This is a genomic window from Rhodococcus sp. BP-316 (genome assembly GCF_019836105.1).
Lineage (GTDB): Bacteria > Actinomycetota > Actinomycetes > Mycobacteriales > Mycobacteriaceae > Rhodococcoides.
This window is the reverse complement of the sequence record NZ_JABUEE010000006.1, coordinates 143,007-169,720: the sequence shown is the minus strand read 5'-3', so window position 1 is coordinate 169,720 and position 26,714 is coordinate 143,007. Positions and strand designations below refer to the sequence as shown.

At 69.5% G+C, this 26,714-nt stretch carries 27 protein-coding genes; 24 read left to right on the top strand and 3 right to left on the bottom strand.

All coding sequences use genetic code 11. The features are described from left to right. Positions 1-128: 128 nt before the first annotated feature. From dacB to HQ312_RS13310, 23 genes are all read left to right on the top strand, one after another. The gene (dacB, locus tag HQ312_RS13420) at positions 129-1,517 is read left to right on the top strand and encodes a D-alanyl-D-alanine carboxypeptidase/D-alanyl-D-alanine-endopeptidase (RefSeq protein WP_308123888.1); all 1,389 of its coding nucleotides are present in this window, start codon (positions 129-131) and stop codon (positions 1,515-1,517) included. A 34-nt stretch (positions 1,518-1,551) separates the two neighbouring features. Continuing rightward, the gene (locus HQ312_RS13415; RefSeq protein ID WP_027506478.1) at positions 1,552-2,574 is read left to right on the top strand and encodes a zinc-dependent metalloprotease; all 1,023 of its coding nucleotides are present in this window, start codon (positions 1,552-1,554) and stop codon (positions 2,572-2,574) included. 13 nt (positions 2,575-2,587) lie between these two features. Further along, a complete protein-coding gene (gene tilS / locus HQ312_RS13410) occupies positions 2,588-3,583 on the top strand; it encodes a tRNA lysidine(34) synthetase TilS (RefSeq protein ID WP_222638882.1) in 996 nt (331 codons plus the stop codon). A 10-nt stretch (positions 3,584-3,593) separates the two neighbouring features. Then, positions 3,594-4,148 (top strand): hypoxanthine phosphoribosyltransferase, encoded by a 555-nt coding sequence (gene hpt / locus HQ312_RS13405; protein WP_027506476.1) that lies wholly within the window; start codon positions 3,594-3,596, stop codon positions 4,146-4,148. A 4-nt stretch (positions 4,149-4,152) separates the two neighbouring features. Next, on the top strand, positions 4,153-5,499 hold the full coding sequence (locus HQ312_RS13400; RefSeq protein ID WP_222638881.1) for an amidase: 1,347 nt from the start codon (positions 4,153-4,155) through the stop codon (positions 5,497-5,499). A 204-nt stretch (positions 5,500-5,703) separates the two neighbouring features. Continuing rightward, positions 5,704-8,331 carry an ATP-dependent zinc metalloprotease FtsH gene (gene ftsH, locus HQ312_RS13395; protein WP_261782287.1) on the top strand — a complete coding sequence of 876 codons (2,628 nt, stop codon included), beginning with the start codon at positions 5,704-5,706 and terminating at the stop codon, positions 8,329-8,331. Between the two features lie 104 nt (positions 8,332-8,435). Then, a complete protein-coding gene (folE, locus tag HQ312_RS13390) occupies positions 8,436-9,062 on the top strand; it encodes a GTP cyclohydrolase I FolE (RefSeq protein ID WP_027506473.1) in 627 nt (208 codons plus the stop codon). 45 nt (positions 9,063-9,107) lie between these two features. Beyond that, positions 9,108-9,935: a dihydropteroate synthase gene (gene folP / locus HQ312_RS13385; RefSeq protein WP_222638992.1), complete on the top strand. Its 828-nt coding sequence runs from the start codon at positions 9,108-9,110 to the stop codon at positions 9,933-9,935. Beyond that, entirely contained in the window at positions 9,932-10,297 is a 366-nt protein-coding gene (gene folB, locus HQ312_RS13380; protein WP_027506471.1) for a dihydroneopterin aldolase, read from the top strand. The genes folP and folB overlap by 4 nt, the downstream gene beginning before the upstream one ends. After that, a complete protein-coding gene (gene folK, locus HQ312_RS13375) occupies positions 10,294-10,821 on the top strand; it encodes a 2-amino-4-hydroxy-6-hydroxymethyldihydropteridine diphosphokinase (RefSeq protein WP_027506470.1) in 528 nt (175 codons plus the stop codon). The genes folB and folK overlap by 4 nt, the downstream gene beginning before the upstream one ends. Then, complete coding sequence (locus HQ312_RS13370; protein ID WP_027506469.1) at positions 10,818-11,285, top strand: DUF3180 domain-containing protein; 468 nt, start codon at positions 10,818-10,820, stop codon at positions 11,283-11,285. Before folK ends, HQ312_RS13370 begins: the two co-directional genes overlap by 4 nt. A gap of 79 nt (positions 11,286-11,364) precedes the next feature. Beyond that, complete coding sequence (locus tag HQ312_RS13365) at positions 11,365-12,480, top strand: DUF6779 domain-containing protein (RefSeq protein WP_222638880.1); 1,116 nt, start codon at positions 11,365-11,367, stop codon at positions 12,478-12,480. A gap of 156 nt (positions 12,481-12,636) precedes the next feature. Continuing rightward, on the top strand, positions 12,637-13,563 hold the full coding sequence (locus HQ312_RS13360) for a Rossmann-like and DUF2520 domain-containing protein (RefSeq protein WP_222638879.1): 927 nt from the start codon (positions 12,637-12,639) through the stop codon (positions 13,561-13,563). A gap of 10 nt (positions 13,564-13,573) precedes the next feature. Next, positions 13,574-14,503: a pantoate--beta-alanine ligase gene (panC, locus tag HQ312_RS13355; RefSeq protein WP_027506466.1), complete on the top strand. Its 930-nt coding sequence runs from the start codon at positions 13,574-13,576 to the stop codon at positions 14,501-14,503. Between the two features lie 59 nt (positions 14,504-14,562). Beyond that, on the top strand, positions 14,563-15,003 hold the full coding sequence (gene panD, locus HQ312_RS13350; protein ID WP_222633175.1) for an aspartate 1-decarboxylase: 441 nt from the start codon (positions 14,563-14,565) through the stop codon (positions 15,001-15,003). Beyond that, positions 15,003-15,797 carry a type III pantothenate kinase gene (locus HQ312_RS13345; protein ID WP_027506464.1) on the top strand — a complete coding sequence of 265 codons (795 nt, stop codon included), beginning with the start codon at positions 15,003-15,005 and terminating at the stop codon, positions 15,795-15,797. The genes panD and HQ312_RS13345 overlap by 1 nt, the downstream gene beginning before the upstream one ends. 139 nt (positions 15,798-15,936) lie before the next feature. Continuing rightward, on the top strand, positions 15,937-16,473 hold the full coding sequence (locus tag HQ312_RS13340) for a cysteine dioxygenase family protein (RefSeq protein ID WP_235579015.1): 537 nt from the start codon (positions 15,937-15,939) through the stop codon (positions 16,471-16,473). Then, a complete protein-coding gene (locus tag HQ312_RS13335; RefSeq protein ID WP_222638878.1) occupies positions 16,473-16,919 on the top strand; it encodes a rhodanese-like domain-containing protein in 447 nt (148 codons plus the stop codon). The genes HQ312_RS13340 and HQ312_RS13335 overlap by 1 nt, the downstream gene beginning before the upstream one ends. 22 nt (positions 16,920-16,941) lie before the next feature. Continuing rightward, positions 16,942-18,474, top strand: a complete 1,533-nt coding sequence (lysS, locus tag HQ312_RS13330) for a lysine--tRNA ligase (protein WP_222633173.1) — start codon at positions 16,942-16,944, stop codon at positions 18,472-18,474. A gap of 111 nt (positions 18,475-18,585) precedes the next feature. After that, positions 18,586-18,939, top strand: coding sequence for an Lsr2 family protein (locus HQ312_RS13325; RefSeq protein ID WP_222633172.1), 354 nt, complete (start codon positions 18,586-18,588; stop codon positions 18,937-18,939). Positions 18,940-19,327: 388 nt separating this feature from the next. Beyond that, positions 19,328-21,862: an ATP-dependent Clp protease ATP-binding subunit gene (locus HQ312_RS13320; RefSeq protein ID WP_222638877.1), complete on the top strand. Its 2,535-nt coding sequence runs from the start codon at positions 19,328-19,330 to the stop codon at positions 21,860-21,862. 103 nt (positions 21,863-21,965) lie between these two features. Next, positions 21,966-22,718, top strand: a complete 753-nt coding sequence (locus HQ312_RS13315; protein WP_222638876.1) for a VOC family protein — start codon at positions 21,966-21,968, stop codon at positions 22,716-22,718. A 76-nt stretch (positions 22,719-22,794) separates the two neighbouring features. Then, a complete protein-coding gene (locus HQ312_RS13310; RefSeq protein ID WP_027506457.1) occupies positions 22,795-23,232 on the top strand; it encodes an OsmC family protein in 438 nt (145 codons plus the stop codon). Here HQ312_RS13310 and HQ312_RS13305 read toward each other — a convergent pair. Beyond that, positions 23,229-24,644 carry a serine hydrolase gene (locus HQ312_RS13305; protein WP_222638875.1) on the bottom strand — a complete coding sequence of 472 codons (1,416 nt, stop codon included), beginning with the start codon at positions 24,642-24,644 and terminating at the stop codon, positions 23,229-23,231. The genes HQ312_RS13310 and HQ312_RS13305 overlap by 4 nt on opposite strands. Positions 24,645-24,727: 83 nt before the next feature. Then, a complete protein-coding gene (locus tag HQ312_RS13300; protein WP_027506456.1) occupies positions 24,728-25,054 on the bottom strand; it encodes an antibiotic biosynthesis monooxygenase in 327 nt (108 codons plus the stop codon). A gap of 36 nt (positions 25,055-25,090) precedes the next feature. On the opposite strand from HQ312_RS13300, the gene HQ312_RS13295 reads away from it, so the two are divergent. After that, a complete protein-coding gene (locus tag HQ312_RS13295; RefSeq protein WP_051613515.1) occupies positions 25,091-25,879 on the top strand; it encodes an alpha/beta fold hydrolase in 789 nt (262 codons plus the stop codon). Here HQ312_RS13295 and HQ312_RS13290 read toward each other — a convergent pair. Then, on the bottom strand, positions 25,811-26,683 hold the full coding sequence (locus HQ312_RS13290) for an A/G-specific adenine glycosylase (RefSeq protein WP_222638874.1): 873 nt from the start codon (positions 26,681-26,683) through the stop codon (positions 25,811-25,813). The genes HQ312_RS13295 and HQ312_RS13290 overlap by 69 nt on opposite strands. Positions 26,684-26,714: the final 31 nt, after the last annotated feature.

Here is a 26,714-nt window from a genome sequence, read left to right as displayed (position 1 = left end):
CGTGCAGTCGTCTGTCGGGCGCATCGAAGGACGCGCCGGTGGTCAGACAGTAACCGGCCGCGTCGATAGGGTGCGAGGAGAGGTGCATCGCCGGAGAACGGCCACGGACCCGCGAGTGGAGGAGAGACGTGAGCTCAGGGAAGCGGCCGTCCGGCACGCCGTTACGCACGCGCGTGCTGCTGATCGGAGCCTCGGTCGTGGTGCTCGTGCTGGCGATCGTCGGCGTCGCGCTGATCACCCCCACGCTCTCCGAGGACTCGACACCCGTGGCGACCTCACCCGAGCCGTCGCCCGTTCTGCCCGCCCCGCAGGTGGTTCCGGTCTCACCCGACGCGCCGAAACCGAGCCCGGCGGGCCTCGAGGCGGTGCTCGCCGCACCCCTGCGCAATCCCGATCTGGGCCGCTTCACCGGATCCGTCGCGGACGCGATCACCGGCGAGGTGTTGTGGAGCGCCGATGCGGACACCCCCATGACGCCGGCGTCGACCACCAAGATCCTCACGGCCGCGGCCGCCATGATGGCGCTGCCGGCCGACCACCGTGTGACCACCAAGGTCGTGGCGGGCGACGCGGCCGGTCAGGTGGTGCTCGTCGGTGACGGCGACCCCACGCTCACGGCGGAGCCGGTCGGACGACCCGGGTTCTACGACGGGGGAGCCCGCATCGACGACCTCGCCGAACAGATCCGCAGGTCCGGCACGACCGTCACGTCCATCGCCGTGGACGGCGGCGCGTACTCGGGGCCTGCGCAGGCGCAGGGCTGGTTCCCCGGCGACGTGGCCGCCGGATACATCGCACCCATCGAACCGATCACCCTCGACGGGGGTCGCTCGGTGCCGACGGTCGACGAGTCGCCGCGCAGCGCCACTCCCGGTCTCGACGCCGGTAGGGCGTTGGCGCGTGCTCTCGGCCTGGACCCGGCCGTCGTGACGGACGGTCGCGCGCAGTCCGGTGCCGGATCTCTCGCGACGGTGCAGTCCGCGCCTCTGCGGCAGCGGCTCGGGCAGATGTTGGGGTTCTCGGACAACGTGCTCGCGGAGGCCGTCGGTCGCGAGATCGCCGAGGAGGTGGGCCGGCCCGCGTCGTTCGACGGGGCCACGGACGCCGTCCTGGAGACACTGCAGAAGAACGGCGTCGACGTCACCGGAGTCACGCTCGAGGACACCAGCGGACTCTCCGTCGACAATCTCATCCCTGCCCGGGTGCTGGGCGCGCTCGTCACGCGGGCCGCCGGGTCCGGCACCGAGAACCTGCGGCCGATGCTCGACTACCTGCCCGTCGCCGGTGCCACGGGCACGCTCGCCGCCCGCTACGCGTCGGGTGACCGCACGGCCGCGGGGTGGCTGCGCGCCAAGACGGGAACGCTCTCGACCGCCAGTGCGTTGGCCGGATACGTGACCGACGAGAGCGGCCGGGTGTTGACGTTCGCGTTGATGTCCAACGACAGGCCGCCCGAGGTCGGTCGTCCGGCCCTGGACGCACTCGCGTCGACGCTCCGCTCCTGCGGCTGCACCTGACCGGTCGATTCCGAGAGAGAACAGGGGTGAGGGCATGTCCGACACTGGTGTGATCGATTGGGGTCTGGCGGCCCGGACGGGTGCCCGGCTCGCACCACGGGGGCCGAAGACGTCGCGGTACACCGCCGACGCGGCGCTGCGCGAACTGGCCGACGCGTCGGTACGCGCCGAGGGCCCCGTGCGCGAGGTCACGGGACTCGCCGACGGTCTGCCCGTCCCGGCGGCGCGCGTGCTCGATCGGCCGGAGTGGATCGCCGCCGCGTCCGAGTCGATGCGGCACCTGGTCAGTGATTCCGACGGCGACGACAGTTCGTTCCTCGGCGGCAAGCCCGGCGGCGTGCAGGCGGGCGCGATGCTGGCGTTCCTGTCGACGGCCATTCTCGGGCAGTACGACCCCTTCACCGGTCCGGACGGAACGCTGTTGCTGGTGGCCCCGAACATCGTGTCCGTGGAGCGATCGCTTCGCCTGCGGCCCAGCGACTTCCGACTGTGGGTGTGTCTGCACGAGGTGACGCACCGCGTGCAGTTCTCGTCGTCGCCGTGGCTCGCGGGCTACATGAAGGACAACGTCACCACGCTGCAGGGCGGCGCGGACGAGCCCCTGGCCGACGTCGTGGGACGCCTCGCGGCGGCGGTGCGGTCCCGCGGGCAGGACGGCGGCGACGGCGGCATCATCGGTCTGCTCCGGGCGACGCAGGCACCCGCGCAGCAGGAGGCACTCGATCGTCTGCTGGTGCTCGGAACGCTGCTCGAAGGCCATGCCGACCACGTGATGGACGCGGTGGGTCCCGCGGTGGTGCCGTCGGTCTCGGCGATCCGCAAGGCCTTCGACGCCCGTCGCACGCGGAAGCAGAACCCGGTGCAGCGCGTGATCCGCGCGCTGCTCGGGATGGACGCGAAGATGGCGCAGTACGTCCGCGGCAAGGCGTTCGTCGACGCCGTCGTCGGCCAGGTCGGCATGGAGCGTTTCAACACCGTGTGGACCGACGCGGACACGTTGCCGCTGCTCTCCGAGATCGAGGCGCCGGAGAAGTGGACGCAGCGAGTTCTGGGATGACCGGCGTCCCGGCATGACCGGGGCACGCCCGATGCCGGAGGGCCCGCACCTGCTCACGGTGCGGCGGGCGGTGCGCGCCTGGTTCGGGGAGCACTGCCCGGAGCGCGCCGTCGTCGTCGGGCTGTCGGGTGGTGCGGACTCGCTGGCGCTCACCGCCGCCTGTGTGGCCGAGGGCGCGCAGGTGCACGCCGTGGTCGTCGACCACGCGCTGCAGGCGGGTTCGGCCGAGGTGGCGCACAGGGCCGCCGAGCAGGCACGAGACCTCGGGTGTTCCCGCGCCGAGGTGAGGACCGTGTCGGTGACCGGGGCGGGTGGACCCGAGGCCGCGGCCCGGCGCGCCCGGTACGCCGCTCTCGACTCGGTCCGCGGTGACCGCCCGATCTTGCTGGGCCACACGCTGGACGACCAGGCCGAGACCGTCCTGCTCGGACTCGCCCGCGGATCCGGGTCCCGATCGCTGCGGGGGATGGCGGCCTGGGACCCGCCGCGAGGTCGGCCGCTGTTGACCGTGCGCCGCGAGTCCACCGTCGGCGCGTGCGCCGAACTGGGTCTCGCCGCGTGGGACGACCCGCACAACCTCGACCCGTCCTTCGTTCGGGTCCGACTCCGCGGCGAGGTGCTCCCGCTGCTGGAGGACGTCCTGCACGGCGGTGTCGCCGCCGCGCTCGCGCGCACCGCCGACCAGCTGCGCGAGGACGGCGCCGTTCTCGACGCACTCGCCGCGGACATCGCCGTGTCCGCCCGCGTCGGCGACGCGCTGGAGGTGTCCGCCCTCGTGGAGGTACCGGGTGCACTCCGTCGGCGGGTGATCCGCGAGTGGCTGGCCGACCGGGGAGTGCCGTTGCGCAACGAGGCGCAGGTGCGCGCCGTGGACGATCTCGTCGGCGCGTGGCGCGGGCAGGGCGGCGTCGCGGTGGCCGGGGGCGGCCCGGTCGAGAGGTTGGTCGTCGAGAGACGACGTGGCAAGCTCGACCTGGTTCGGTGGACCGGCCGGGCCGCGAGCGAGTGAAGGGACACCCGTGTACGAGGGCGACATCGCATCGATCCTGATCTCCCGAGAGGAGATCGACAAGCGTATCGCCGAGCTGGCCGAGGAGATCGCCGCTCGCTATCCGGTGGGGGCTCCCGAGGGTGATCTGCTGCTCGTCGGAGTTCTCAAGGGCGCCATCATGTTCATGACGGATTTCGCACGCGCACTGCCGATCCCGAGCCAGCTCGAGTTCATGGCGGTCAGTTCGTACGGATCGTCCACGTCCTCGTCGGGCGTCGTCCGCATCCTCAAGGACCTCGACCGCGACATCCACGGCCGCCACGTCCTCATCGTGGAGGACATCATCGACTCCGGTCTGACGCTGTCGTGGTTGATGAAGAACCTCGCCACGCGCCAGCCCGCGTCGCTCGAGGTGGTCACCCTGCTCCGCAAGCCCGACGCGGTGAAGGTGGACGTCGACGTCGCGAACGTCGGCTTCGACATCCCGAACGAGTTCGTCGTGGGCTACGGCCTCGACTACGACGAGCGTTACCGCGACCTTCCCTACATCGGACTGCTGGAACCCCGGGTCTACGGAGGCTGATCGAATGTCGCGCGAACAGGTCGGCCCCACCGCCACGTCCATCGCGGACGACGTCCGGAACGGGCGGGTCCAACCTGCCGCGGTAGCCCGAGAAGCGTTGGACCGCATCGCCGCTCGGAACGACGACCTGCACGCGTTCGTCGTGGTGCGTCCCGACGAGGTGCTCCGGGAAGCGGACGCGATCGCCGTCCGAGCGGATCTGCGCGCCCTGCCGCTCGCCGGCGTCCCGGTGGCGATCAAGGACAACGTCCCGGTGACGGGCTACCCGATGCGCAATGGTTCGCTCGCGACGTCCGACACTCCCGCCGCCGCGGATCACCCGGTGGTCGCGCGCCTGCGCGGCGCGGGCGCCGTGGTCGTCGGTCTCACCTCGGTTCCCGAGCTGTGCCTGTGGGGCGCGACGGACGGTGCCGACGGCATCGCCCGCAATCCGTGGAACCGTGACCTCACCCCGGGCGGATCGTCCGGTGGCGCCGCCGCCGCGGTCTCCTCGGGCATGGTGCCCGTCGCCCACGGCAACGACGGCATGGGGTCCATCCGGATCCCCGCCGCGAACTGCGGACTGGTCGGCATCAAGCCGGGGCTCGGCCTCGTCCCGTCCGAACTGGGCAACGGCTCGTGGTTCGGCATGTCGGAGAACGGTCCGTTGACCACGACCGTCGCCGACGCGGCGCTCCTGCTCTCGGTCATGGCGGACGATCCGGATCTCGCCTACGTCGACGCTCCCGAGACCACGCGCATCGGGGTCGCCGTGGAGTCGCCGTCGCCCGTCGTGCGAGTGGATCCCCACTTCCGGCAGGCCGCACTCGACGTCGCCCGGGAGCTCGAGCGGATCGGGCACCGCACCAGCACGGCAGCGCTGCCCTACCCGGCCAGTCCACTCGGGCAGCTCGCCCGCTGGACGGCCGGCGGAGCCGCGGACGCCGCCGGGCTCGACGTGTCGGCGCTGCAGAAGCGAACCCGTCGCCACATCGCGGTGGGTCGGCGAGCGGCACGGTTCGTGCGGCCGTCGCAGACCGAGACGCTCACGCGACGCATGCGCTCGTACTTCGAGAGTGTCGACGTGGTGCTGACGCCGGCGCTCGCCGCGCCGCCGATCCGTGCGGACCGGTGGAGCGAGCGCGGGTGGGCAGCCAACATGGCGGCAAACATTCGCTACGCACCCTTCGCGGCACCGTGGAACTTGCTGGGGTGGCCCGCCGTGAGTGTGCCCGCGGGACTCCATCCCGAGTCGGGGACTCCGCTGGCCGTGCAGCTGGCGGGCCCTCCCGGGTCCGAGCGTCGACTGCTGGCGCTCGCGGCACAGATCGAACAGCATCGGCCCTGGCCACGCACCGCGGCCGACCGGTAACACCCGTCACGCGCAGCTGGGCGCGGGAACCTCACCGCGTGTCGGCGCGTTGACCGAGATGTGCGCGCCGCCCGGCCGTCCGCATCCGCGGTAACCTGGCTTGTCCGGTGCGCAACCGGCAACGATCGAGAATTGCTGCCGGCCGACCGACGCGAACCATGACCACCTGCCTGTGAGTCCGACTGCCATCGAGGGCGACGCTGTATGAACCGCAAGACTTTGTTCCGCAACCTGGCGATAGTCGCCGGCATCCTGTTGGTGATCTTCGCCTTCAGCTACTTCGGCGACGACACGCGGGGGTGGAAGAGTGTCGACACGTCGGTCGCCGTCGCGCAGCTCGACGACCAGAACGTGCAGACCGCGCAGATCGACGACCGTGAGCAGCAGGTTCGTCTGACGCTGAAGAGCGGCAACGACGCCACCGGCAACGAGACGCAGATCATCTCGCAGTACCCGGACGCCGCGTCGCAGCAGATCTTCGACAAGGTCGCCGCGTCGGGTGCCGAGAGCTACGACACCGAGGTGACGCAGGACAGCTGGTTCACGTCGATCCTGGTGTTCCTGCTCCCGATGATCATCCTGCTGGGCATCTTCATCTTCGTGATGTCGCGCATGCAGGGCGGCGGGCGTGGCGGTGTGATGGGCTTCGGCAAGTCCAAGGCCAAGCAGCTCACCAAGGACATGCCGAAGACGACGTTCGCGGACGTGGCAGGCGCGAACGAAGCGGTCGAAGAGCTGTACGAGATCAAGGACTTCCTGCAGAACCCGGCCCGCTACCAGGCACTCGGCGCGAAGATCCCCCGCGGCGTGCTGCTGTACGGCCCTCCCGGAACCGGCAAGACGCTGCTCGCCCGCGCCGTCGCCGGTGAGGCCGGCGTGCCGTTCTTCACCATCTCCGGTTCCGACTTCGTCGAGATGTTCGTCGGCGTCGGTGCCTCACGTGTGCGCGACCTGTTCGAGCAGGCCAAGCAGAACAGCCCCTGCATCATCTTCGTCGACGAGATCGACGCCGTCGGTCGCCAGCGCGGGGCCGGTCTGGGCGGCGGACACGACGAGCGCGAGCAGACTCTCAACCAGCTGCTGGTCGAGATGGACGGCTTCGGTGAGCGCACCGGCGTCATCCTCATCGCTGCGACCAACCGCCCCGACATCCTCGATCCCGCCCTGCTGCGCCCTGGCCGTTTCGACAGGCAGATCCCGGTCGGCGCCCCCGACCTCGCAGGACGCCGCGCGATTCTCGCGGTGCACTCGAAGGGCAAGCCGATCGCGCAGGACGCCGACCTCGAGGGTCTGGCCAAGCGCACCGTCGGCATGTCGGGCGCGGATCTCGCGAACGTCATCAACGAGGCCGCACTGCTCACGGCGCGGGAGAACGGCACCGTGGTCACCGAGGCCGCCCTCGAGGAGTCGGTGGACCGCGTCATCGGCGGACCTCGACGCAAGAGCCGCATCATCAGCGAGCACGAGCGCAAGATCACGGCGTACCACGAGGGCGGTCACACCCTCGCGGCGTGGGCGATGCCCGACATCGAGCCGATCTACAAGGTCACCATCCTCGCCCGCGGCCGCACCGGTGGTCACGCGATGACGGTGCCGGAGGACGACAAGGGCCTGATGACGCGCTCCGAGATGATCGCGCGCCTCGTCATGGCGATGGGCGGCCGTGCTGCCGAGGAGCTCGTCTTCCACGAGCCGACCACGGGAGCGTCGTCCGACATCGACCAGGCGACCAAGATCGCTCGCGCCATGGTCACCGAGTACGGCATGAGCAGCAAGCTCGGCGCCGTCCGGTACGGCCAGGAGCAGGGCGATCCGTTCCTGGGCCGCTCGATGGGCGTCCAGTCCGACTACTCGCACGAAGTCGCCCGGGAGATCGACGGGGAGGTGCGCAACCTCATCGAGGCCGCGCACACCGAGGCGTGGGCCATCCTGAACGACTACCGCGACGTCCTCGACATCCTGGCCACCGAGCTGCTCGAGCGCGAGACACTCACGCGCAAGGATCTGGAGAAGATCTTCACCGGCGTCGAGAAGCGTCCCCGCATCACCGCGTTCAACGACTTCGGTGATCGAGTTCCGTCGTCGAAGCCCCCGGTGAAGACGCCGCGCGAGCTCGCGACCGAGCGCGGGGAGCCGTGGCCCCCCGTCTCGATCGTCAAGGAGCCGAGCTACGCCGGCCAGGCCCAGAACGGCCAGGCACAGAACGGCCAGAACGGCCACGCCCAGAACGGGCACGGCCAGAACGGTCACGGTCAGAACGGGCAGGGCCAGAACGGGTCGACCCCGAACGGTCAGGGTGGCGCACATCGCGGCGGCCGTCCCGGGTCCTCGATGCCCGACTACGGCGCACCGGCCGGCTGGTCCGCACCGGGATGGCCTCCTCGCGAGAACGAGGCACCTCGGTACCCGGAGCCGCAGGGTTACGGCCAGCCGCAGGGCTACGGCCAGCCGCAGGGCTACGGCCAGCCCCAGGGTTACGGGCAGCCTCAGGGTCAGGGTGACCCGCAGGGCTACCAGGGTCCGCGTGGGTACCAGGAACCGCGCGGGTACGACGAGCCCCAGCCCTACCAGGAACCGCAGCCATACCAGGAGCCGCAGCCCTATCGGGAACCGCAGGCCTACCGGGACCCGCAGCCCTATCAGGAGCCGTACCAGGATCCGCAGCCGTACGGGCAGTACCCCGGTTCGGGTGTGGGGGAGCCGGCTCAGCCCGAGCCGCGTTACCGCAACCCGCAGAACCCGGAGGGGCAGTACCAACCTCCGCGTGACGAGGCCGAGGATCCCCAGCTGCCGCCGAACACCCAGCGGTGGGAGGGCCCGGACGCGCGCTAGAGTCGCTCGTCCGACCCTCTCGTCCGTGCGGCCGCACCCGCCCGCACATCACCTCCGGCTGCTCGGATCCATCGGCAGCGCGGCCGTCAGCGAAGGGACCTCCCGTGTCCGTCAACCAAGCCGATCAGTCGATCGACGAGCCTGTGTCCGTGGTGTCCGGTCGGACGTTCGATCAGGAGCGCGCCGAGGCGGCCGTCCGTGAGCTGCTGCTCGCGGTGGGTGAGGACCCCGAGCGCGAGGGGCTGAAGGACACCCCGGCTCGAGTGGCGCGTGCATACAGGGAGATGTTCGGCGGACTGTTCGTCGATCCTGACGAGGTGTTGGGAACGACGTTCGACGAGGCGCACCGCGAGCTCGTCCTCGTGCGGGACATTCCGATGTACTCGACGTGCGAGCACCACCTGGTGTCCTTCCACGGCGTCGCGCACGTCGGCTACATCCCGGGTAAGTCGGGCCGGGTGACGGGCCTGTCGAAGTTGGCGCGGGTCGTCGACCTGTACGCGAAGCGGCCACAGGTGCAGGAACGTCTCACCTCGCAGGTCGCCGACGCGATGATGCGCAAGCTCGAACCGCGCGGAGTCATCGTGGTGATGGAGGCCGAGCACCTCTGCATGGCGATGCGGGGAATTCGTAAGCCGGGCGCCAGCACCACCACCTCCGCCGTGCGCGGTGTGTTCCAGTCCAGCGCGGTGTCCCGGTCCGAGGCGCTGGATCTCATTCTTCGCAAGTAGGCACCGCTCGTGTTCACGCTTCCGCACGCCGACGGGCCCGTGGTGATGGGCGTCGTCAACGTCACGGCCGACTCGTTCTCGGACGGCGGCCGTTACCTGGACGTCGACGCCGCGGTGCGGCACGGCCTCGAACTGCACGCCGCGGGTGTCGACATCGTCGATGTGGGGGGCGAGTCGACACGTCCGGGAGCCGACCGCGTCGACCCGTCCGTCGAGGCGGAGCGCGTCGCACCGGTGATCGCGGAGCTAGTCGCCCACGGCGTGTGCGTCAGCGTCGACACGATGCGGGCATCCGTGGCGACTGCGGCGATCGGTGCGGGCGTGTCCATCGTCAACGACGTCTCCGGTGGCCGCGCCGATCCCGACATGGCGGGTGTCGTCGCCGATGCCGGTGTCGCCTGGGTGCTCATGCACTGGCGTTCCACCGTCGACTGGACCCACCGACCCGGTGCCGCCGAGGAGCACGACTACGGCGACATCGTCGAGGACGTGCGCAGCGGACTGCTCCGTCAGGTCGACGCGGCCGTTGCCGCCGGGGTGGACAGTTCCCGCATCGTCCTCGATCCGGGGCTCGGCTTCGCCAAGAACGCGGAGCACAACTGGGCGTTGCTCCGCCGACTCGATCGTCTCGTCGACACGGGCATTCCCGTGCTGGTGGGTGCGTCCCGCAAACGATTCCTCGGCACTCTGCTCGCCCGCGACGGGCAGCCTCGCCCTCCGCACGGCCGCGACGCTGCGACGGCCGCGATCTCGGTGCTGTCCGCCGTGGCGGGCGCCTGGGGGGTGCGCGTCCACGACGCCGTCGGCACTCTCGACGCTCTCGCCGTGCACCGGCAATGGCACGGCCCGACCGAACTGAAAGGCACGACATGACCGATCGCATCGAGCTGCGCGGGTTGACCGTGCGCGGCAATCACGGTGTCTTCGACCACGAGAAGCGCGACGGGCAGGATTTCCTCGTCGACCTCGTCGTCCACATGGATCTCGCCCCGGCCGCGGCATCGGACGACCTGACGAAGACGGCGCACTACGGCGAGTTGGCCGAGGCCGCCGCCGCGGTCGTCGCGGGGCCGAGTCGCGATCTCATCGAGACGGTCGCGAGCGAGATCGCCGACGGTGTCCTGACGGATCCGCGCGTGGAACGCGTCGAGGTCACCCTGCACAAGCCGTCGGCTCCGATCCCCCTGACCTTCACGGACGTGGCCGTCGTGGTGACCCGATCGAGGTCTGCGTGACCCGCGCGGTGCTCTCGATCGGGAGCAACATCGGGGACAGCGAACAGCAGTTGCGGGCCGTGGTCGAGGGTCTCGGTGACGCCGTCGTCGCGGTGTCGACCGTGTTCGCCACCGCCCCGTGGGGCGGCATCGACCAGCAGGACTTCCTCAACGCCGTCGTGATCGTGGACGACGAGAACACCGACTGCCGGGGCTGGTTGCGACGGGGACAGCAGTTGGAGACGGCCGCTCACCGCGAGCGGGTGCAGCGCTGGGGACCGCGGACCGTCGACGTGGACATCGTCGTGTGCGACGACGTCGTCAGCGACGACCCCGAGCTGATTCTTCCGCACCCACTGGCGCACGAGCGCGCCTTCGTCCTCGCACCGTGGCTGGACGCCGATCCCGACGCCGTGCTGCGTGGCCGATCGGTGCGCGACCTGCTGGCCGAGCTGCCGGAGTCCGAACGTGCCGGTGTGCGTCGCACCGAGACACGGCTGTGGGACCCGGTGCGCTGCGGGCGGGCCGGCGGTGACTCCACGTGAGCCCGACGCGCGTGCGCGACCTCGTCGCGCTCGCTGCGTTCGCCGTGGTGGCCACCTGGATCCTTGCCTCCTCGTTCTACGGGTCTGTTCCGCCGATCTCGACGTTCGCCGGAGCGTCGCTGTATCCGGTGGCGGTCGTCCTCGTGGTCGTGGGTCTGCTGGTGCGGTCCCGATTGCGCACCCGCAGGATCGGCCCCGGGCCCGGCCAGCTGCATCCGATCACGGTCGCGCGCGCCGTCGCACTGGCGAAGGCCGCGGCCCTCGTCGGTGCAGCGGCGGCGGGAGTGTGGGCCGGTCTGCTGATCCATCTGCTGCCCCTGCGGTCCTCGGTGCGCGCGGCGTCGGAGGACACGCCGGGAGCGCTGATCGGCCTCGTCGCCGGGATCGTCGCCGTGGCCGCTGCCCTGTGGCTCGAGCACTGCTGCCGGACACCGGACGACGGAGCCGACGAGCCCGCCCACTGACCCGATCGCGGCCGTCCTCGGACACCCCGTCCGTGCATGGTGAAGTGCGACAGCCGCCCGAGCCGTTACCCTGGGATTCATGACGGACACCGGCAGGAGCAAGGCGAACCGTCGCACGAAACGCGGCGGCAACCACACGGCTCTCGCCGGTCTGGTTCTGCTGGGCGTGGTGGCCAGCGTTCTGATGATCCTCAGCGACAGCGTTCCGCTGCTGCGCGTGGGCATCGTGGCAGCGCTGTGGGCCGCCGTTCTCGGCGCGTTCGCGATGACGAAGTACCGCCGCGACGCCGCGGTGGATCAGATGAAAGCGCGCGATCTGCAGACCGTCTACGAGCTCCAACTGGAGCGGGAGATTGCCGCGCGCCGCGAGTACGAGCTCGGCGTCGAGTCGCGGGTGCGCGCCGAGATCGGTGCCGACGGAGACGAGATGCGTGCTCTCCGAGCCGAACTCGCGTCGCTGCGCCGCAGCCTCGAGATGCTGTTCGACGGCGAGTTGCCGGACGACCGCGCTGCCATCGCCGGCGAGGCGATGCGGATGCGGGAGCTGGCCGAGCGCTCCTACAGCGGCTACGAGCCGGCGCCGTCCGGTCTGTACGTTCCCGGATCGCGCACCCGCCCGCCGAGCTTCGCCCCCGATCCGACCTACTCCCGGCCCGGCTTCGCCACTCCCTTCGACGACCCGGTCACGGCGGAGACGTCGGTCATCGGCGGCGAGTTCGATCACGACGGCACCTTCCATCCGGCACCCGCACCGCAGTCGCCGCGCACCCCCGAATGGAACCCGTCGAGTCACCGCGCCGACAGCATTCCCGTCGCCCCCGAGCCGGAACCGCTGCCGGAACCCGAACCCGAGCCCGAGCCGGAACCGCTGCCGGAACCCGAGCCCGAACCCCTGCCGGAGCCCGAGCCGCTCCCCGAACCCGAGCCGCAGCCCGAACCCGATCCGCTGCCGACCCTGGACGTCGAGCCCGAACCCGAGCCGGAAGAGCCCGAGCTTCCGGAACCCGCGCCCGTCGCACCCGTGCAGTCGGGCGGTCGACGACGCGCTGCGGATCCGGACGACGAGTCCGACGCACCGGTCGACGCAGGATCGGGAGCACATTCGAGTGGGCGCTCCGTCGCGGACATCCTCGCGGGGATGGGCACCGCGGACGCGTCGACAGGATCGGGTCGCCGGCGCCGCCGTGCCGAGTAGACACCGCGCCGAGTGAGAGCTTCGTCGAGTGAGATCTGCGCCGCGGGTGTGACCGGCGTCGCATGGCGGTCGGTCGACGCCGGACACTAGTGTGGGCGTCGATGAGTCCGGTACCCGCCGAGCGGGACTGGAACTGTATCCCCGAGAGGACCCTTCTTGTCCCCCGATCGAGTCACGTCCGACCCCGCCCCGGCGCGCCTGTCCGTCGGTGTCGTGTCCGCAGGCCGGGTCGGTACCGCGCTGGGTGAGGCGCTCGAACGCGTCGGCCACGTCGTGTTCGGCTGCGCCGCCGTCTCCGACGCGTCCCGGCGTCGCGCCGAGACCCGCCTCCCCGACGCGGAGATCATGCCGGCCACGGATGTGGCGCGGCGCAGTGAACTGCTGATCCTGGCGGTGCCGGATCAGGAACTGGACGCGCTGGTCCGCGGGTTGGCGCGCACCGATGCGGTGTCGCCCGGAACTCTCGTGCTGCACACGTCCGGCGCCAACGGTGTCGGCATCCTCGCGCCGCTGGCGGGCCGAGGAGTGGTGACGATGGCCGTGCACCCCGCGATGACCTTCAGCGGCAAATTCGAGGACACCGACCGTCTGGCGACCGCATGCTTCGGCATCACGGCGGCCGACGAGATCGGCCTCGCGATCGCGCAGGGACTGGTGCTCGAGATCGGCGGCGAGCCCGTGGGTGTGCCCGAGGAGGCGCGCACGCTGTACCACGCGGCGCTCGCCCACGGGTCGAACCACCTGGTCACTCTGGTCGTCGACGCCCTGGACGCGCTGCGGGACGCGTTGGCCCACGAGGAACTTCCCGGCCAACAGCCGGTGGAACAGCGTCCCGGTGGTGTGGCGGAGCGGGTTCTCGCGCCACTGCTGTCGGCGGCGTTGGACAACGTGCTGCGCAGCGGACAGGGCGCGTTGACCGGTCCGGTGGCGCGCGGCGACGGGGCGACGGTGTCCAGGCATCTCGACGCGTTGACCGATCTCGACCCGCGGATCGCCGCGGGCTATCGCGCGATGTCACTGCGTACGGCCGAGCGGGCCGGCGCGGACGACACCGTCATGAACGCTCTGCGGGACAACGAATGAGGAGGCAGCCGTGAGTGCACTCGACGGCGCGTACACACCGGGTGAACTGACGGTGCATCACGCACCCGATGTGGTCCGGTCGGTCACCCGAGCCCTGCGCTCGGCGGGACGCCGAGTCGCGCTCGTGCCCACCATGGGTGCGTTGCACGCCGGTCACGTCCAGCTCGTGGAGATGGCGAAGCGGAGCGGCGCTGTCGTCGTGGTGTCGATCTTCGTCAACCCGCTGCAGTTCGGGGCGGGGGAGGATCTCGACGCGTACCCGCGCACCCTCGACGCCGACCTGGACGTGCTGCGCGCAGCCGGGGTGGAACTGGCCTTCGTCCCGAGTGTGCAGGACATGTACCCGCACGGTCCGCGGACGACGGTGCACCCCGGTCCGCTCGGTGCCGAACTCGAAGGCGCCTCGAGGCCCGGCCATTTCGCCGGGATGCTGACGGTGGTCGCGAAGCTGCTCGGCATCGTCGCACCCACCACGGCCTACTTCGGGGAGAAGGACTACCAGCAGCTGGTCCTCATCGACCAGATGGTGCGCGACCTGAACATCGACGTCGAGATCCGCGGCGTCCCCATCGTCCGCGAGTCCGACGGTCTCGCCCTGTCCTCGCGCAACCGGTACCTCGACGAGCACCAGCGGTCCCTCGCGGTGGCCTTGTCGGCGGCGCTGATCGCCGGCACCCATGCTGCCGAGGGTGGTTCGGATGCCGTTCTGGCGGCGGCACAGTCGGTGCTCGACACGGTGCCGGAGGTGGACGTCGACTACCTCGAGGTACGCGGAGCCGATCTCCGTGACGCACCCGAGGAGGGAGACGGCCGGTTGCTGGTCGCCGCCCGCGTGGGCACCACGCGCCTGCTCGACAACGTGGGCGTCGCTCTCGGTACCGGATTCCAGGGTCGCGATCCGGAATCCGCAGCCGGACAACGCCATCTCGGCCACTCCTGACTCCACTTCGACCGGCCTGCCCGCAACTCCGCCCGGCTCCAGACAGGTAAGGACCCACCATGCTCCGCACGATGATGACCTCGAAGATCCACCGCGCCACCGTGACCCACGCCGATCTGCACTACGTGGGGTCGGTGACCATCGATCAGGACCTGCTCGACGCCGCCGCGCTGCTCGAGGGTGAGCAGGTGACCATCGTGGACATCGACAACGGTGCTCGGCTCGAGACCTACGTCATCGCGGGGCAGCGTGGTTCGGGAGTGGTCGGGATCAACGGCGCCGCAGCGCATCTCGTGCACCCGGGTGATCTGGTGATCATCATCGCCTACGGCATCCTCGATCCGGCCGAGGTCGCCGAGTACGCGCCGAACGTGGTGTTCGTCGACGCCGACAACCGCCCCGTCCAGGTTGGCTCCGATCCGGCGGACAGCCCGGCCGGCTCCGGACTGATCTCGCCGCGCACACTCACCGCGGACACGCGTGACACGGTCTCGGTCTGATGCTGCTCACCGTCGACGTCCGCAACACCAACATCGTGTTGGGCGTGTTCACCGGCAGCGGTGACCACGCGCGGCTCACGCGGCAACGCCGGATGCGGACGGACGCGTCGATGACGGCGGACGAGCTCGCGTTGACCTTTCGCGGTCTCCTCGGTCCCGACGTGGAGACCATCACGGGTGTCGCGGCGCTCTCGACGGTCCCGTCGGTGCTGCGCGAGATCCGGACGATGCTGGGGCGGTACTGGTCGCACGTTCCCCACGTGGTCGTCGAGCCCGGCGTGCGCACGGGAGTGCCTCTGCTGGTGGACAATCCGAAGGAGGTGGGCGCCGACCGCATCGTCAACAGCCTCGCGGCCCACCACCTGTACGACGCGCCGTGCATCATCGTCGACTTCGGGACGTCCACGTGTGTCGACGTCGTGTCGGCCAAGGGGGAGTTCCTGGGCGGATCGATCGCACCCGGACTCGAGATCTCCATGGACGCGCTCGCGTCCCGCTCCGCGGCGCTGCGCAAGGTCGAACTGGTCCGGCCTCGAGGCGTTCTCGGCAAGAACACCGTCGAGGCCATGCAGTCGGGTGCGATCTTCGGCTTCGCCGGTCTCGTCGACGGCATCGTCGACCGGGTGTGCCGCGAGGTGCCCGGCTTCGACGGCGACGACGTCGTCGTGGTGGCCACCGGCGACACGGCGTCGCTCGTCATGGACGACTCCTCGTCGATCGATCGCATCGAGCCGGACCTCACGTTGGCGGGACTGCGGCTGGTCTACGAGCGCAATCAGGCCCGTCGCCGCTGATCGAGGCCACGACGGTCGAGGTGGCGCGCTGCCGAACTGTGTGCCACACTTTCGGGGTGACTGATCGCACGGGTGCTCGGGAGTGTTGTCGGGGCTGACGCCTGCCCTGACTGTCATCACACCTCCCTGGAGTCCTGTCGTGCTCTCGCTCTCTGCTGTCGCCCCCACCTCTCTGCGTCCCGCCGATCTGCTGCGCCTCACCGATCAAGGTGCGGCGGACGTGCTCGACGGTCGCCATGATGCGCTTCTCCCGCCCGGTGGAGTGTTCCCAGCCGGTGAACGGTGGTGTGCCCGTCTGCATTCGGACGATCTGGTCGACCTGTGGCTCATCAGCTGGGTGCCGGACAAGTCCACCGAACTGCACGACCACGCCGGATCGCTCGGCGCGCTGACCGTCCTGAGCGGCTCGCTCAGCGAATACCGTTGGAACGGTGAGGGTCTGCATCACCGCCGCCTGGACGCGGGTGATCAGGCGTCCTTCCCGCTGGGGTGGGTCCACGACGTCACCCACGCACCGGCCCCGACATCGGACCCGGTGACCGTGAGCGGTCCGACACTGAGCGTGCACGCGTACTCGCCGCCGCTGACGGCCATGTCCTACTACGAGATCGGCGAGCGCGGTGCTCTGCGCCGCACCCGGTCCGTCCTGACCGACCTGCCCGAGGGAGACGCGTGATGACGACTCGACCCACCACCCGATCGAGCATCGACGACATGCTCGAGCGCGCACGGTCCACGTACCGCCGCACGGACGTCTCCGAGCTGGCCGATGCCGTCGCCCGCGGCGCGGTGCTCGTCGACATCCGCCCCCAGGCACAGCGCGCGCTGGAGGGAACCATGCCGGGGGCACTGGCCGTCGAGCGCAACGTCCTCGAGTGGCGGTGCGACCCCACGAGCAGCGCACGCCTGGCCATCGCGGTGGATCACGACGTCGAGTGGATCGTGCTGTGCTCCGAGGGCTACACCTCCTCGCTGGCCGCCGCGGCGCTGCAGGAACTGGGGCTCACGCGAGCGTCCGACGTCATCGGTGGGTACCGCGCCATCGTCGTCGCCGGGCTCACCGGCGTCGTGGGGAGCGCACGGCACTGCCTGCGCGAAGGGCGCACTCTCGTCGCGCACTGACCTCTCTATAGGCTGGGCAGTCGTGACCGAGACACCACGAGCAGACACCGACCCCGCCGCCGTTCCCACCGACGACACCCCGGAACAGGTGCGCATCCGCCGCGAGAAGCGCGCCCGGCTGCTGGAGTCCGGGCGCGAGGCGTATCCGGTGTCGGTCGCGAGGACGCACTCGCTGGCCGAGGTCCGGGCTGCGCATCCCGCGCTCGAGCCGGACACACACACCGGCGAGCAGGTGGGGGTGGCCGGTCGCGTCATCTTCCTGCGCAACACCGGCAAACTCTGCTTCGCGACGCTGCAGGACGGGGACGGCACGCAGCTCCAGGCCATGATCTCCCTCGCCGGTGTCGGCGAGGACGCGCTGGCGCTGTGGAAGTCGGACGTCGATCTCGGCGACATGATCTTCGTGCACGGCGAGGTGATCAGCTCCCGACGCGGCGAGCTGAGCGTCATGGCGGACGAGTGGCAGATGGCGTCCAAGTCGCTGCGGCCCCTGCCCGTCGCCCACAAGGAGATGAACGAGGAGTCCCGCGTCCGCCAGCGGTACGTCGACCTCATCGTGCGTCCCGAGGCGCGGGAGAACGCCCGCCGCCGCGTCGCCGCGCTGCGCGCACTGCGTGACGGGCTCGAGCGCCGCGGATTCCTGGAGATCGAGACCCCGATGCTCCAGACGCTGCACGGTGGCGCCGCGGCCCGACCGTTCACGACGCACTCGAACGCGCTCGACATCGACCTGTTCCTCCGCATCGCTCCCGAACTGTTCCTCAAGCGGGCGGTCGTGGGCGGCATCGACCGGGTCTTCGAGATCAACCGCAACTTCCGCAACGAGGGCATCGACTCCACGCACTCCCCGGAGTTCGCGATGCTCGAGACGTACGAGGCCTACGGCACGTACGACGACTCCGCGGTGATGACGCGCGAGCTCGTGCAGGAAGTCGTCCAGGCCGTGTACGGGTCGCTCCAGGTCACCCTCGCGGACGGTTCCGCGTACGACTTCGCGGGCGAGTGGACCACCATCGAGATGTACCCGTCGTTGTCGGCCGCCGTCGGTATCGAGGTGACACCGGAGACGAGCCCGGACGACCTGCGTGCGCTGGCCGATCGGGTGGGTCTCGCCGTGCCGACGGACAAGGGGTGGGGCCACGGCAAGCTGGTCGAGGAGCTGTGGGAGCACAGCTGCGGGGACCAGCTCCACACTCCGACGTTCGTCCGCAACTTCCCCGTGGAGACGTCGCCTCTGGTCCGGGCCCATCGCAGCATCCCCGGTGTGGTGGAGAAGTGGGACCTCTACGTGCGGGGCTTCGAGCTCGCCACCGGCTACTCGGAGCTCGTCGATCCCGTCGTGCAGCGCGAGCGCTTCGTCGATCAGGCCCGGCTGGCGTCGGCCGGCGACGACGAGGCCATGGTCCTCGACGAGGACTTCCTCACCGCCATGGAGTACGCGATGCCGCCCACAACGGGTACGGGAATGGGCATCGACCGCCTTCTGATGGCGCTCACAGGGCTGGGTATTCGCGAGACCATCCTCTTTCCATTGGTGCGTCCCGACCGCGGCTGACGCCCGAATGGAACATTCCACTCGGTACGCTGCAAGGCCTCGGTAATGCGCGCTATTATCGATCCTGCTCGGCGAAAAGTGTCGCTGTGTTCGGAGGGGGGAATGCGTCGAATGGTCAAGAAGGTGACGGTCACGCTGGTCGACGACGTCGACAACGTGCCGGCTGACGAGACGGTGTCGATCGGGTTGGACGGCACGTGGTTCGAGTTGGATCTGTCCAACTCGAACGCCGATGAGCTGCGGAAAGTCATGGATCAGTGGATCCAGCACGCGCGGCGGGTGTCGACGCGGACGACCGGGGGAGGGTCGGCCGCGAGCTCGTCCGGGGGCACGCGGACACGCGGAGCGGCCGATCGGGCGCGCAGTGCTGCAATACGGGAATGGGCGCGCACGCAAGGTTTCGAGATCAGCGCGCGGGGCCGCATATCGTCCGAGATCGTGCGGGCCTGGGAACTTTCTTCGTGATTCTGTCCTGTCTGTCGGAGTCATTGTCATTCGATTGAATGACAATGACTCCAATGGATGGGCGGAATGTCCGTCACGTCTCATCACGCCGACCCATTGCCGTGGGTGCCGATCAGGAGTAGGCCGTTCGCTGCGGGCGAAGGCGGGAACGGTGAATCCGCTGTCGCTCGTGGTAACGAATCTCCGGTGCAGTGCGTTGTGACTGCATACAAGGGTGCCGGTGTCGTCCCGATGGACGCGCCGAGGGCGTGGGAGCCACCGTTCGCCGTCGGATGAACTTCCCCGGCGGAGCGGCACTCGAAGGTCACGGCAACTAGAGTGAGAGTCGGGCTCGAGGTTCGGACTAGAGGGTCCGACGCCTGCCCCGTCATCAGTGTGAGGGAGAGCGATGTTCGAGAGGTTCACCGACCGCGCACGGCGCGTCGTCGTCCTGGCCCAAGAAGAGGCCCGGATGCTCAACCACAACTACATCGGCACGGAGCACATCCTGCTGGGTCTCATCCACGAGGGTGAAGGCGTGGCGGCGAAGTCTCTGGAGTCGCTCGGGATCTCCCTCGAAGGTGTACGCAGCCAGGTCGAGGAGATCATCGGCCAGGGCCAGCAGGCACCGTCCGGGCACATCCCGTTCACTCCGCGTGCCAAGAAGGTCCTCGAGCTCAGCCTGCGTGAGGCGCTGCAGCTCGGACACAACTACATCGGCACGGAGCACATCCTGCTCGGCCTCATCCGTGAGGGTGAGGGCGTGGCGGCCCAGGTGCTGGTCAAGCTCGGCGCCGACCTCAACCGCGTGCGCCAGCAGGTCATCCAGCTGCTGTCGGGCTACCAGGGCAAGGAGCCCAGCGAGTCCGGCAGCAGCCGCGGCGAGGCGGGCACCCCGTCCACGTCGCTGGTCCTGGACCAGTTCGGCCGCAACCTCACGCAGGCCGCACTCGAAGGCAAGCTCGACCCGGTCATCGGTCGTGCGAAGGAAATCGAGCGCGTCATGCAGGTGCTCAGCCGTCGTACCAAGAACAACCCGGTGCTCATCGGTGAGCCCGGCGTCGGCAAGACCGCCGTCGTCGAAGGTCTCGCGCAGGCCATCGTCAACGGCGAGGTCCCCGAGACACTCAAGGACAAGCAGCTCTACACCCTGGACCTCGGTTCACTGGTGGCCGGCAGCCGGTACCGCGGTGACTTCGAGGAGCGCCTGAAGAAGGTGCTCAAGGAGATCAACACCCGCGGCGACATCATCCTGTTCATCGACGAGCTGCACACGCTCGTCGGCGCAGGTGCTGCCGAGGGCGCCATCGACGCTGCGTCGATCCTCAAGCCGAAGCTGGCTCGCGGTGAGCTGCAGACCATCGGTGCGACGACGCTCGACGAGTACCGCAAGTACATCGAGAAGGACGCCGCACTCGAGCGTCGTTTCCAGCCCGTCCAGGTGGGCGAGCCGTCCGTCGATCACACCATCGAGATCCTCAAGGGTCTGCGTGACCGGTACGAGGCGCATCACCGCGTCTCGATCACCGACAGCGCGCTCGTCGCCGCGGCGACGCTGGCCGACCGGTACATCAACGACCGGTTCCTGCCCGACAAGGCGATCGACCTCATCGACGAGGCAGGTGCGCGCATGCGCATCCGCCGGATGACTGCACCGCCGGACCTGCGCGAGTTCGACGACAAGATCGCCGATGCCCGTCGTGAGAAGGAATCCGCGATCGACGCGCAGGACTTCGAGAAGGCCGCGAACCTGCGCGACAAGGAGAAGCAGCTCGTCGCGCAGCGCGCCGAGCGCGAGAAGCAGTGGCGTAGCGGAGACCTCGACGTCATCGCCGAGGTCGACGACAACGAGATCGCCGAGGTCCTGGGCAACTGGACCGGCATCCCCGTGTTCAAGCTGACCGAGGAGGAGACCACTCGTCTCCTGCGCATGGAGGACGAACTCCACAAGCGCATCATCGGGCAGGTCGAGGCGGTCAAGGCGGTCTCGAAGGCCATCCGCCGTACCCGCGCAGGACTGAAGGACCCGAAGCGTCCGTCCGGCTCGTTCATCTTCGCCGGCCCGTCCGGTGTGGGTAAGACGGAGCTGTCGAAGGCTCTGGCGAACTTCCTGTTCGGCGAGGACGACGCGCTCATCCAGATCGACATGGGCGAGTTCCACGACCGGTTCACCGCATCGCGTCTGTTCGGTGCGCCCCCCGGATACGTGGGCTACGAAGAGGGTGGCCAGCTCACCGAGAAGGTGCGCCGCAAGCCGTTCTCCGTGGTGCTGTTCGACGAAATCGAGAAGGCTCACCAGGAGATCTACAACACGCTCCTGCAGGTGCTCGAGGACGGCCGTCTCACCGACGGTCAGGGTCGTACGGTCGACTTCAAGAACACCGTGCTGATCTTCACCTCGAACCTCGGTACGTCGGACATCTCCAAGGCAGTCGGGCTGGGCTTCTCCTCGGGTGAGGGCAGTGGCTCCAACTACGAGCGCATGAAGCTCAAGGTGCACGACGAGCTGAAGAAGCACTTCCGCCCCGAGTTCCTGAACCGCATCGACGACATCGTCGTCTTCCACCAGCTCACCAAGGACGAGATCATCCAGATGGTCGATCTCATGCTGGCGCGAGTGGAGGTTGCGCTCAAGAACAAGGACATGGCCATCGAGGTCACGGACAAGGGCAAGGCGCTCCTGGCGAAGCGTGGATTCGACCCGGTGTTGGGTGCGCGTCCGCTGCGTCGCACGATCCAGCGCGAGATCGAGGACCAGCTGTCCGAGAAGATCCTGTTCGGCGAGATCGAGCCGGGTCAGATCGTGCTCGTCGACGTCGACAACTGGGACGGCGAAGGACAGGGCGAGGACGCAGTCTTCACCTTCCGCGGCGAGAAGAAGCCGATCAGCCTCCCCGACGAGTTGACCGTCGACCTGGCGAAGTCGGGCGAGAGCTCCGAGTAGTACATACGCACGGCAACGGGCGGGACCCTCACGGGTCTCGCCCGTTCTGCGTTCGTGGTGTCTCTCGCGATGAGTTCGGCCGCACCGCCCGGTCTGTACCGGTATGGCTACTGCAACCGTGAACTCGATGCTCCTGTCCAGCCCCGATCCCGAAGCGCTCGCCCGGTGGTACGGGGAGGTGTTCGAGGCGCCGCCGATGTCGATGGGCCCGTACACCGTGATCGACCTCGACGGCTTCTTCGTCATGTTCGACAAGCGTGACGACGTGACGGGCCCGAATCGAGCGGGTGCGCGCGTCGTCCTGAACGTGGAACCGGACGACCCGGAGGCGGTCGCCGGTCGAATCGACGCGCTCGGCGGCGAGTGGGTGAGTCCCCTCGAGGGCCGCGACGGGGACCTGTTCGCCACCGCGAAGGATCCCGACGGCAACTGGATCCAGCTGGTCCGTCTGCGGGACGAGATGGAAGCGCAGATGGGCGCTCCGACGACGCCGTTCTCCGGCATCGCGGTCCGAGACATGGAGGACACCACGCGCTTCTACCGCAATGTCCTGGGCATGCGCGTACTGCCGTCCGAGATGGGTACTTCCTGGATTCGCATCGACCGACGCACCAGCATGCTCGCCTACCCCAAGCCGGATCACGTACCGGCCACGCACACCGTGCTGAACATCCCGACGCGTGACATCGACGCCACGGTCGCCGACCTCACAGCGCGAGGTGTCGAGTTCGTCCGATACGACGGGGCACCGCAGGACGACAAGGGTGTCATGCGGGGGAACGGCCCGGACATCGCGTGGTTCACCGACCCGTCCGGCAACGTCCTTGCGGTGATCGCCGTCGACCCGAGCGTCTGACCTGGCATCGGTTCGAAGTCGACAGCCGCTGGATACTCTGAACGAGTCAAGAGTTCCCCAGCGACAAGGATGGCTGATGCCTACTCGTACAGCACGGACAGCATGGAACGGTTCACTCGAGGAAGGCTCGGGACAGGTCGAGCTCTCCAGCTCGAAGGTCGGCACGTACGACGTGTCGTTCCCCAAGCGTGCGGCGGACGACGCGGGCGGCACCACCAGCCCCGAGGAGCTCATCGCCGCAGCGCACTCGTCCTGCTACGCCATGCAGCTCTCGGCCGTCATCGCCGAGGCCGGTGGCACTCCGCAGAGCCTCGACGTCACCGCCGAGGTGTCGCTCGGACCGGACGAGGTCGGCTTCAAGCTGACCGGCATCACGATCACGGTGCGCGGTGAGGTCGACGGTCTGGACGCCGACGGCTTCGCGAAGGCAGCGCAGAACGCCAAGGAGACCTGCCCGGTGAGCAAGGCCCTGACGGGCGTCGAGATCACGCTCGACGCCGCTCTCGAGAGCTAACGCAACAGCGCGAACGTCCCCTGGACGACGGCGAACGCGTAGGCGTTGTCCAGGGGGCCGATCGCCTCGTCGGACTGCAGTTGGGTGGCCACCACCCAGTCCTGGCCCGTCGCATCCGTCAGCAACCACGACCCGGACACGTCGCCCGCGGCGTTGCCGTTCTTGTAGCCCACGTACGGCCAGCGAGCGGGATCGACCTCGGCGCCGGGGTTCAGCGCGAGGACCTGGCGCACGACGTCGCTCTGCGGACCCGTGATCAACGCCGCGTACGCGCGGCAGATGTCGTTCGCGCTGCCGAACCACTCGACTCCGTCCGGCGTACCGGGCCTCGTCGCGATTCCCTGGTAGTCGAGGTCGGCGGTCACCGGATCGACGGGCTCGCTGTCGATGGTGCGATTCTCGATTCCGGCAAGGATGCCGCGGCGGGTCTGCGTGTCGGCGTCGCGCCACTGCGCCCGCAGGTCCGGCCGTCCCCACCCGAGCACGAAGAACTCGCGTGTCGTCGGAAAGGGCGTCAGCGCCGCAGGATTCGCGGCGCCCATGATGGTGACCTCGGACTCGACCGCGTCCCGGCCGATGCGATCCATCAGCAGATCGGTGGCCGTGTTGTCGCTGATCGCGATCATCGCGTCGGTCGCCTCGCGCACCGTCACCGGTGTTCCCTCGGGAGCGAACTGCAACTGTCCCGACGGGGCCGACTTGCGTGCGTCGGTCACGGTCAACTGCTCGTCCCACGACAGCGTCCCGTTGTCGACGGCCCGCGCGACCGCGCCGAGCACGTACAGCTTCGCGACAGAGGCGAGCGGCAGGGAGTCGTCCGCGTTCAGGCTGTGGACGGGAGTACAGGTGCCGTCGGCGACGCGGGAGGCGACGTAGGACGTGCGGGCACCGAGAGCGCTGAGCGCAGCGTCCGACGAGGCGAAGGAGTCGACGCCCTCGGTGTCGGGCAGAGCCTGGATCCCGGACAGCAGGCCGTCCTCGGTGGCGCGCAGTCGCAGCGTCACGGGCGCGTTCCGGCCGGTGCTCAGTTGCACGGTGGACTCGAGGCCGTCCTCGGTCCGTTCGCCCACGGTGAGGGGGCCACTCGCCAGGATCTGCGCGACGGGACCGAGCAGCCCGCCGACCTGAGCCAGTGCCTGCGCCAGCTCGGGCGCCGCGAAGGAGTCGATCGCGGCCGGGTCGAGCGTGGTGGGGTCCGGCGTCGTGATCCAACCGAGGACGGTGTCGGTGACCGCCGTGATCGGCGCGCCGGCGGCCGGGGCAGCGGTCGTGTCGGCGGGTTCCGTCGTGGATCCGTCGCCGCGCGCGGCTCCCGACTCGAGCAGCGGATCGACGCCTGCGGAGCATCCGGCGAGCGTGAGAGTCGCGGTGACGGCAGCGGCCAGAATGGCGTACCTGCGTGACGTGGGCATGTGTCGCCGACCTCGTTCCCGCTCGAACTGCTGTGGCTCGAACTGCCGTGAAAAACCGACCTTACCTACAGTCATGTCCGGGTTTACCGGTCGGCCGGTCCGTCTCGACGGGCCGGAACGTCCAGGACGACGTCGAACTCCAGCAACGAGGCACCCGAGGCGACCGGCTTCGCCCGCTCACCGGAATGGGCCTCGCGAGCCGGTCCACCCGACCAGGCCTGGAACGACTCCTCGTCCTCCCACTGCGTGACGACGAAGTAGCGGCTCTCGCCCTTGACCGGGCGGAGCAGCTGGAAACCGAGGAAACCGGGTGAGCCGTCGACCGATCCGGCGCGGGCGGCGAAGCGCTTCTCGAGTTCGGGGCCGGCGCCCTCGGGCACCTCGATGGCGTTGATCTTGACCACTGGCATGGACCCGAGGCTACCTGCGACGGTTACGGTCGAGCGATGCTGGACGACCACGGCGGCTCCGGAGTGCCCCTCGTGCTGCTGCACGGCCTGATGGGCGGCCCGGACACGTGGCGGCGGCAGGTGCCCTGGTTGCGGGAGCACGGCCACGTCCTCGCCGCCCGGGCGGCGGGACACGGGCGTGCTGCTCCGGCGACCCTCACCACGGAGGCGTTCGTCGACGAGCTGCGCGAGGCGCTGGCGCCGTTCGAGTCCGTGATCCTGATCGGTCACTCCATGGGCGCGCTCCACGCGTGGTGCCTCGCGGCGCGCGAACCGGATCGGGTGCGCGGGATCGTCGTCGAGGACATGGCTCCCGACTTCCGCGGTCGCACCTCCGACGGGTGGGCCGCCGTCATCCGTGCGTGGCCCCAGCCGTTCCCCGACGAGGCCGCGGTTCTGGCGTACTTCGGTGACGTCGCGGGGCAGTACTTCCTCGACTCCTTCGAGCGGACGCCGGACGGGCTGCACCTGCACGGAGACGTGGACACGTTCGCGGCGATCTCGGACGAATGGGGACGACGCGACTTCTGGGACGAGTGGCGAGCAGTGCGTGCTCCCGCGCTGCTGCTCGAGGCGGAGCACACGGTCACTCCAGCGGGTCAGATGGCGAGAATGGCTGCACTGCATCACGACTCGACGTACGAGGTGGTCGCCGGCGCCGGGCATCTGGTGCACGACGATCGGCCGGGGGAGTACCGGCGCGCTGTCGAGTCGTTCCTACGAGCCCTCCCCGGCGAGCGCGAAGGCGCCGGCGGACGTCTGCTCGACGAGCCCGTCGACCAGTAGCGAGTTCAGGGCACGGTCACGTTGGCCGGGATCGGTCGTCCACACCAGATCGAGCTCGGACTTATCCACCGGACCCATCGTGGAGCGCAGTACGTCCATCAGTTTTCCGCGCACCTGCCGATCGGTTCCGGCGAACTTCTGCACCTTCCTCGGCGGTCCGTCGTGCGCCGGCCGACCGGCCTCGACCCACGCGCACGACGGGAGCGGGCAGTCCGCGCAGGCGGGATTGCGTGCGGTGCAGATGACGGCGCCGAGCTCCATCAGTGCCGCCGACAGAGTGGCCGCGGTGGCGACGTCCTCGGGCAGCAAGGCCTCGGTGTCTGCGAGATCTCGTGTGGTGCTGGGGTTTCCGGGCTCGGCGCGGCCGTGGACCGCACGGGCGACGACGCGCCGCACGTTGGTGTCGACGACGGGGACCCGCTGCCCGTAGGCGAAGCAGGCGACGGCGCGCGCGGTGTACGCCCCGACACCCGGCAGGGTCAGCAGCGTCTCGACATCCGACGGCGTCTCGTCGCCGTGGTGCTCGGCGAGGACGGCGGCGCAGTCGTGCAGGCGTGCGGCGCGACGGGGATAGCCGAGCTTGCCCCAGGCCCGCAGGACGTCGGCCCGCGACGACGCGGCCATGGCGGACGGCACCGGCCAACGCTGTACCCACTCGACCCAGATCGGAGCGACCCGCGCCACCGGAGTCTGCTGCAGCATCACCTCGCTCATCAGGATCTGCCACCCGCTGACACCGCTACGGCGCCAGGGCAGATCCCTGGCCTCGCGTCGGTACCACGAGACCAGAACCTCGCTGTCCATGTCTGTGATCCTTCCCGGAAGTCGGGGCCGC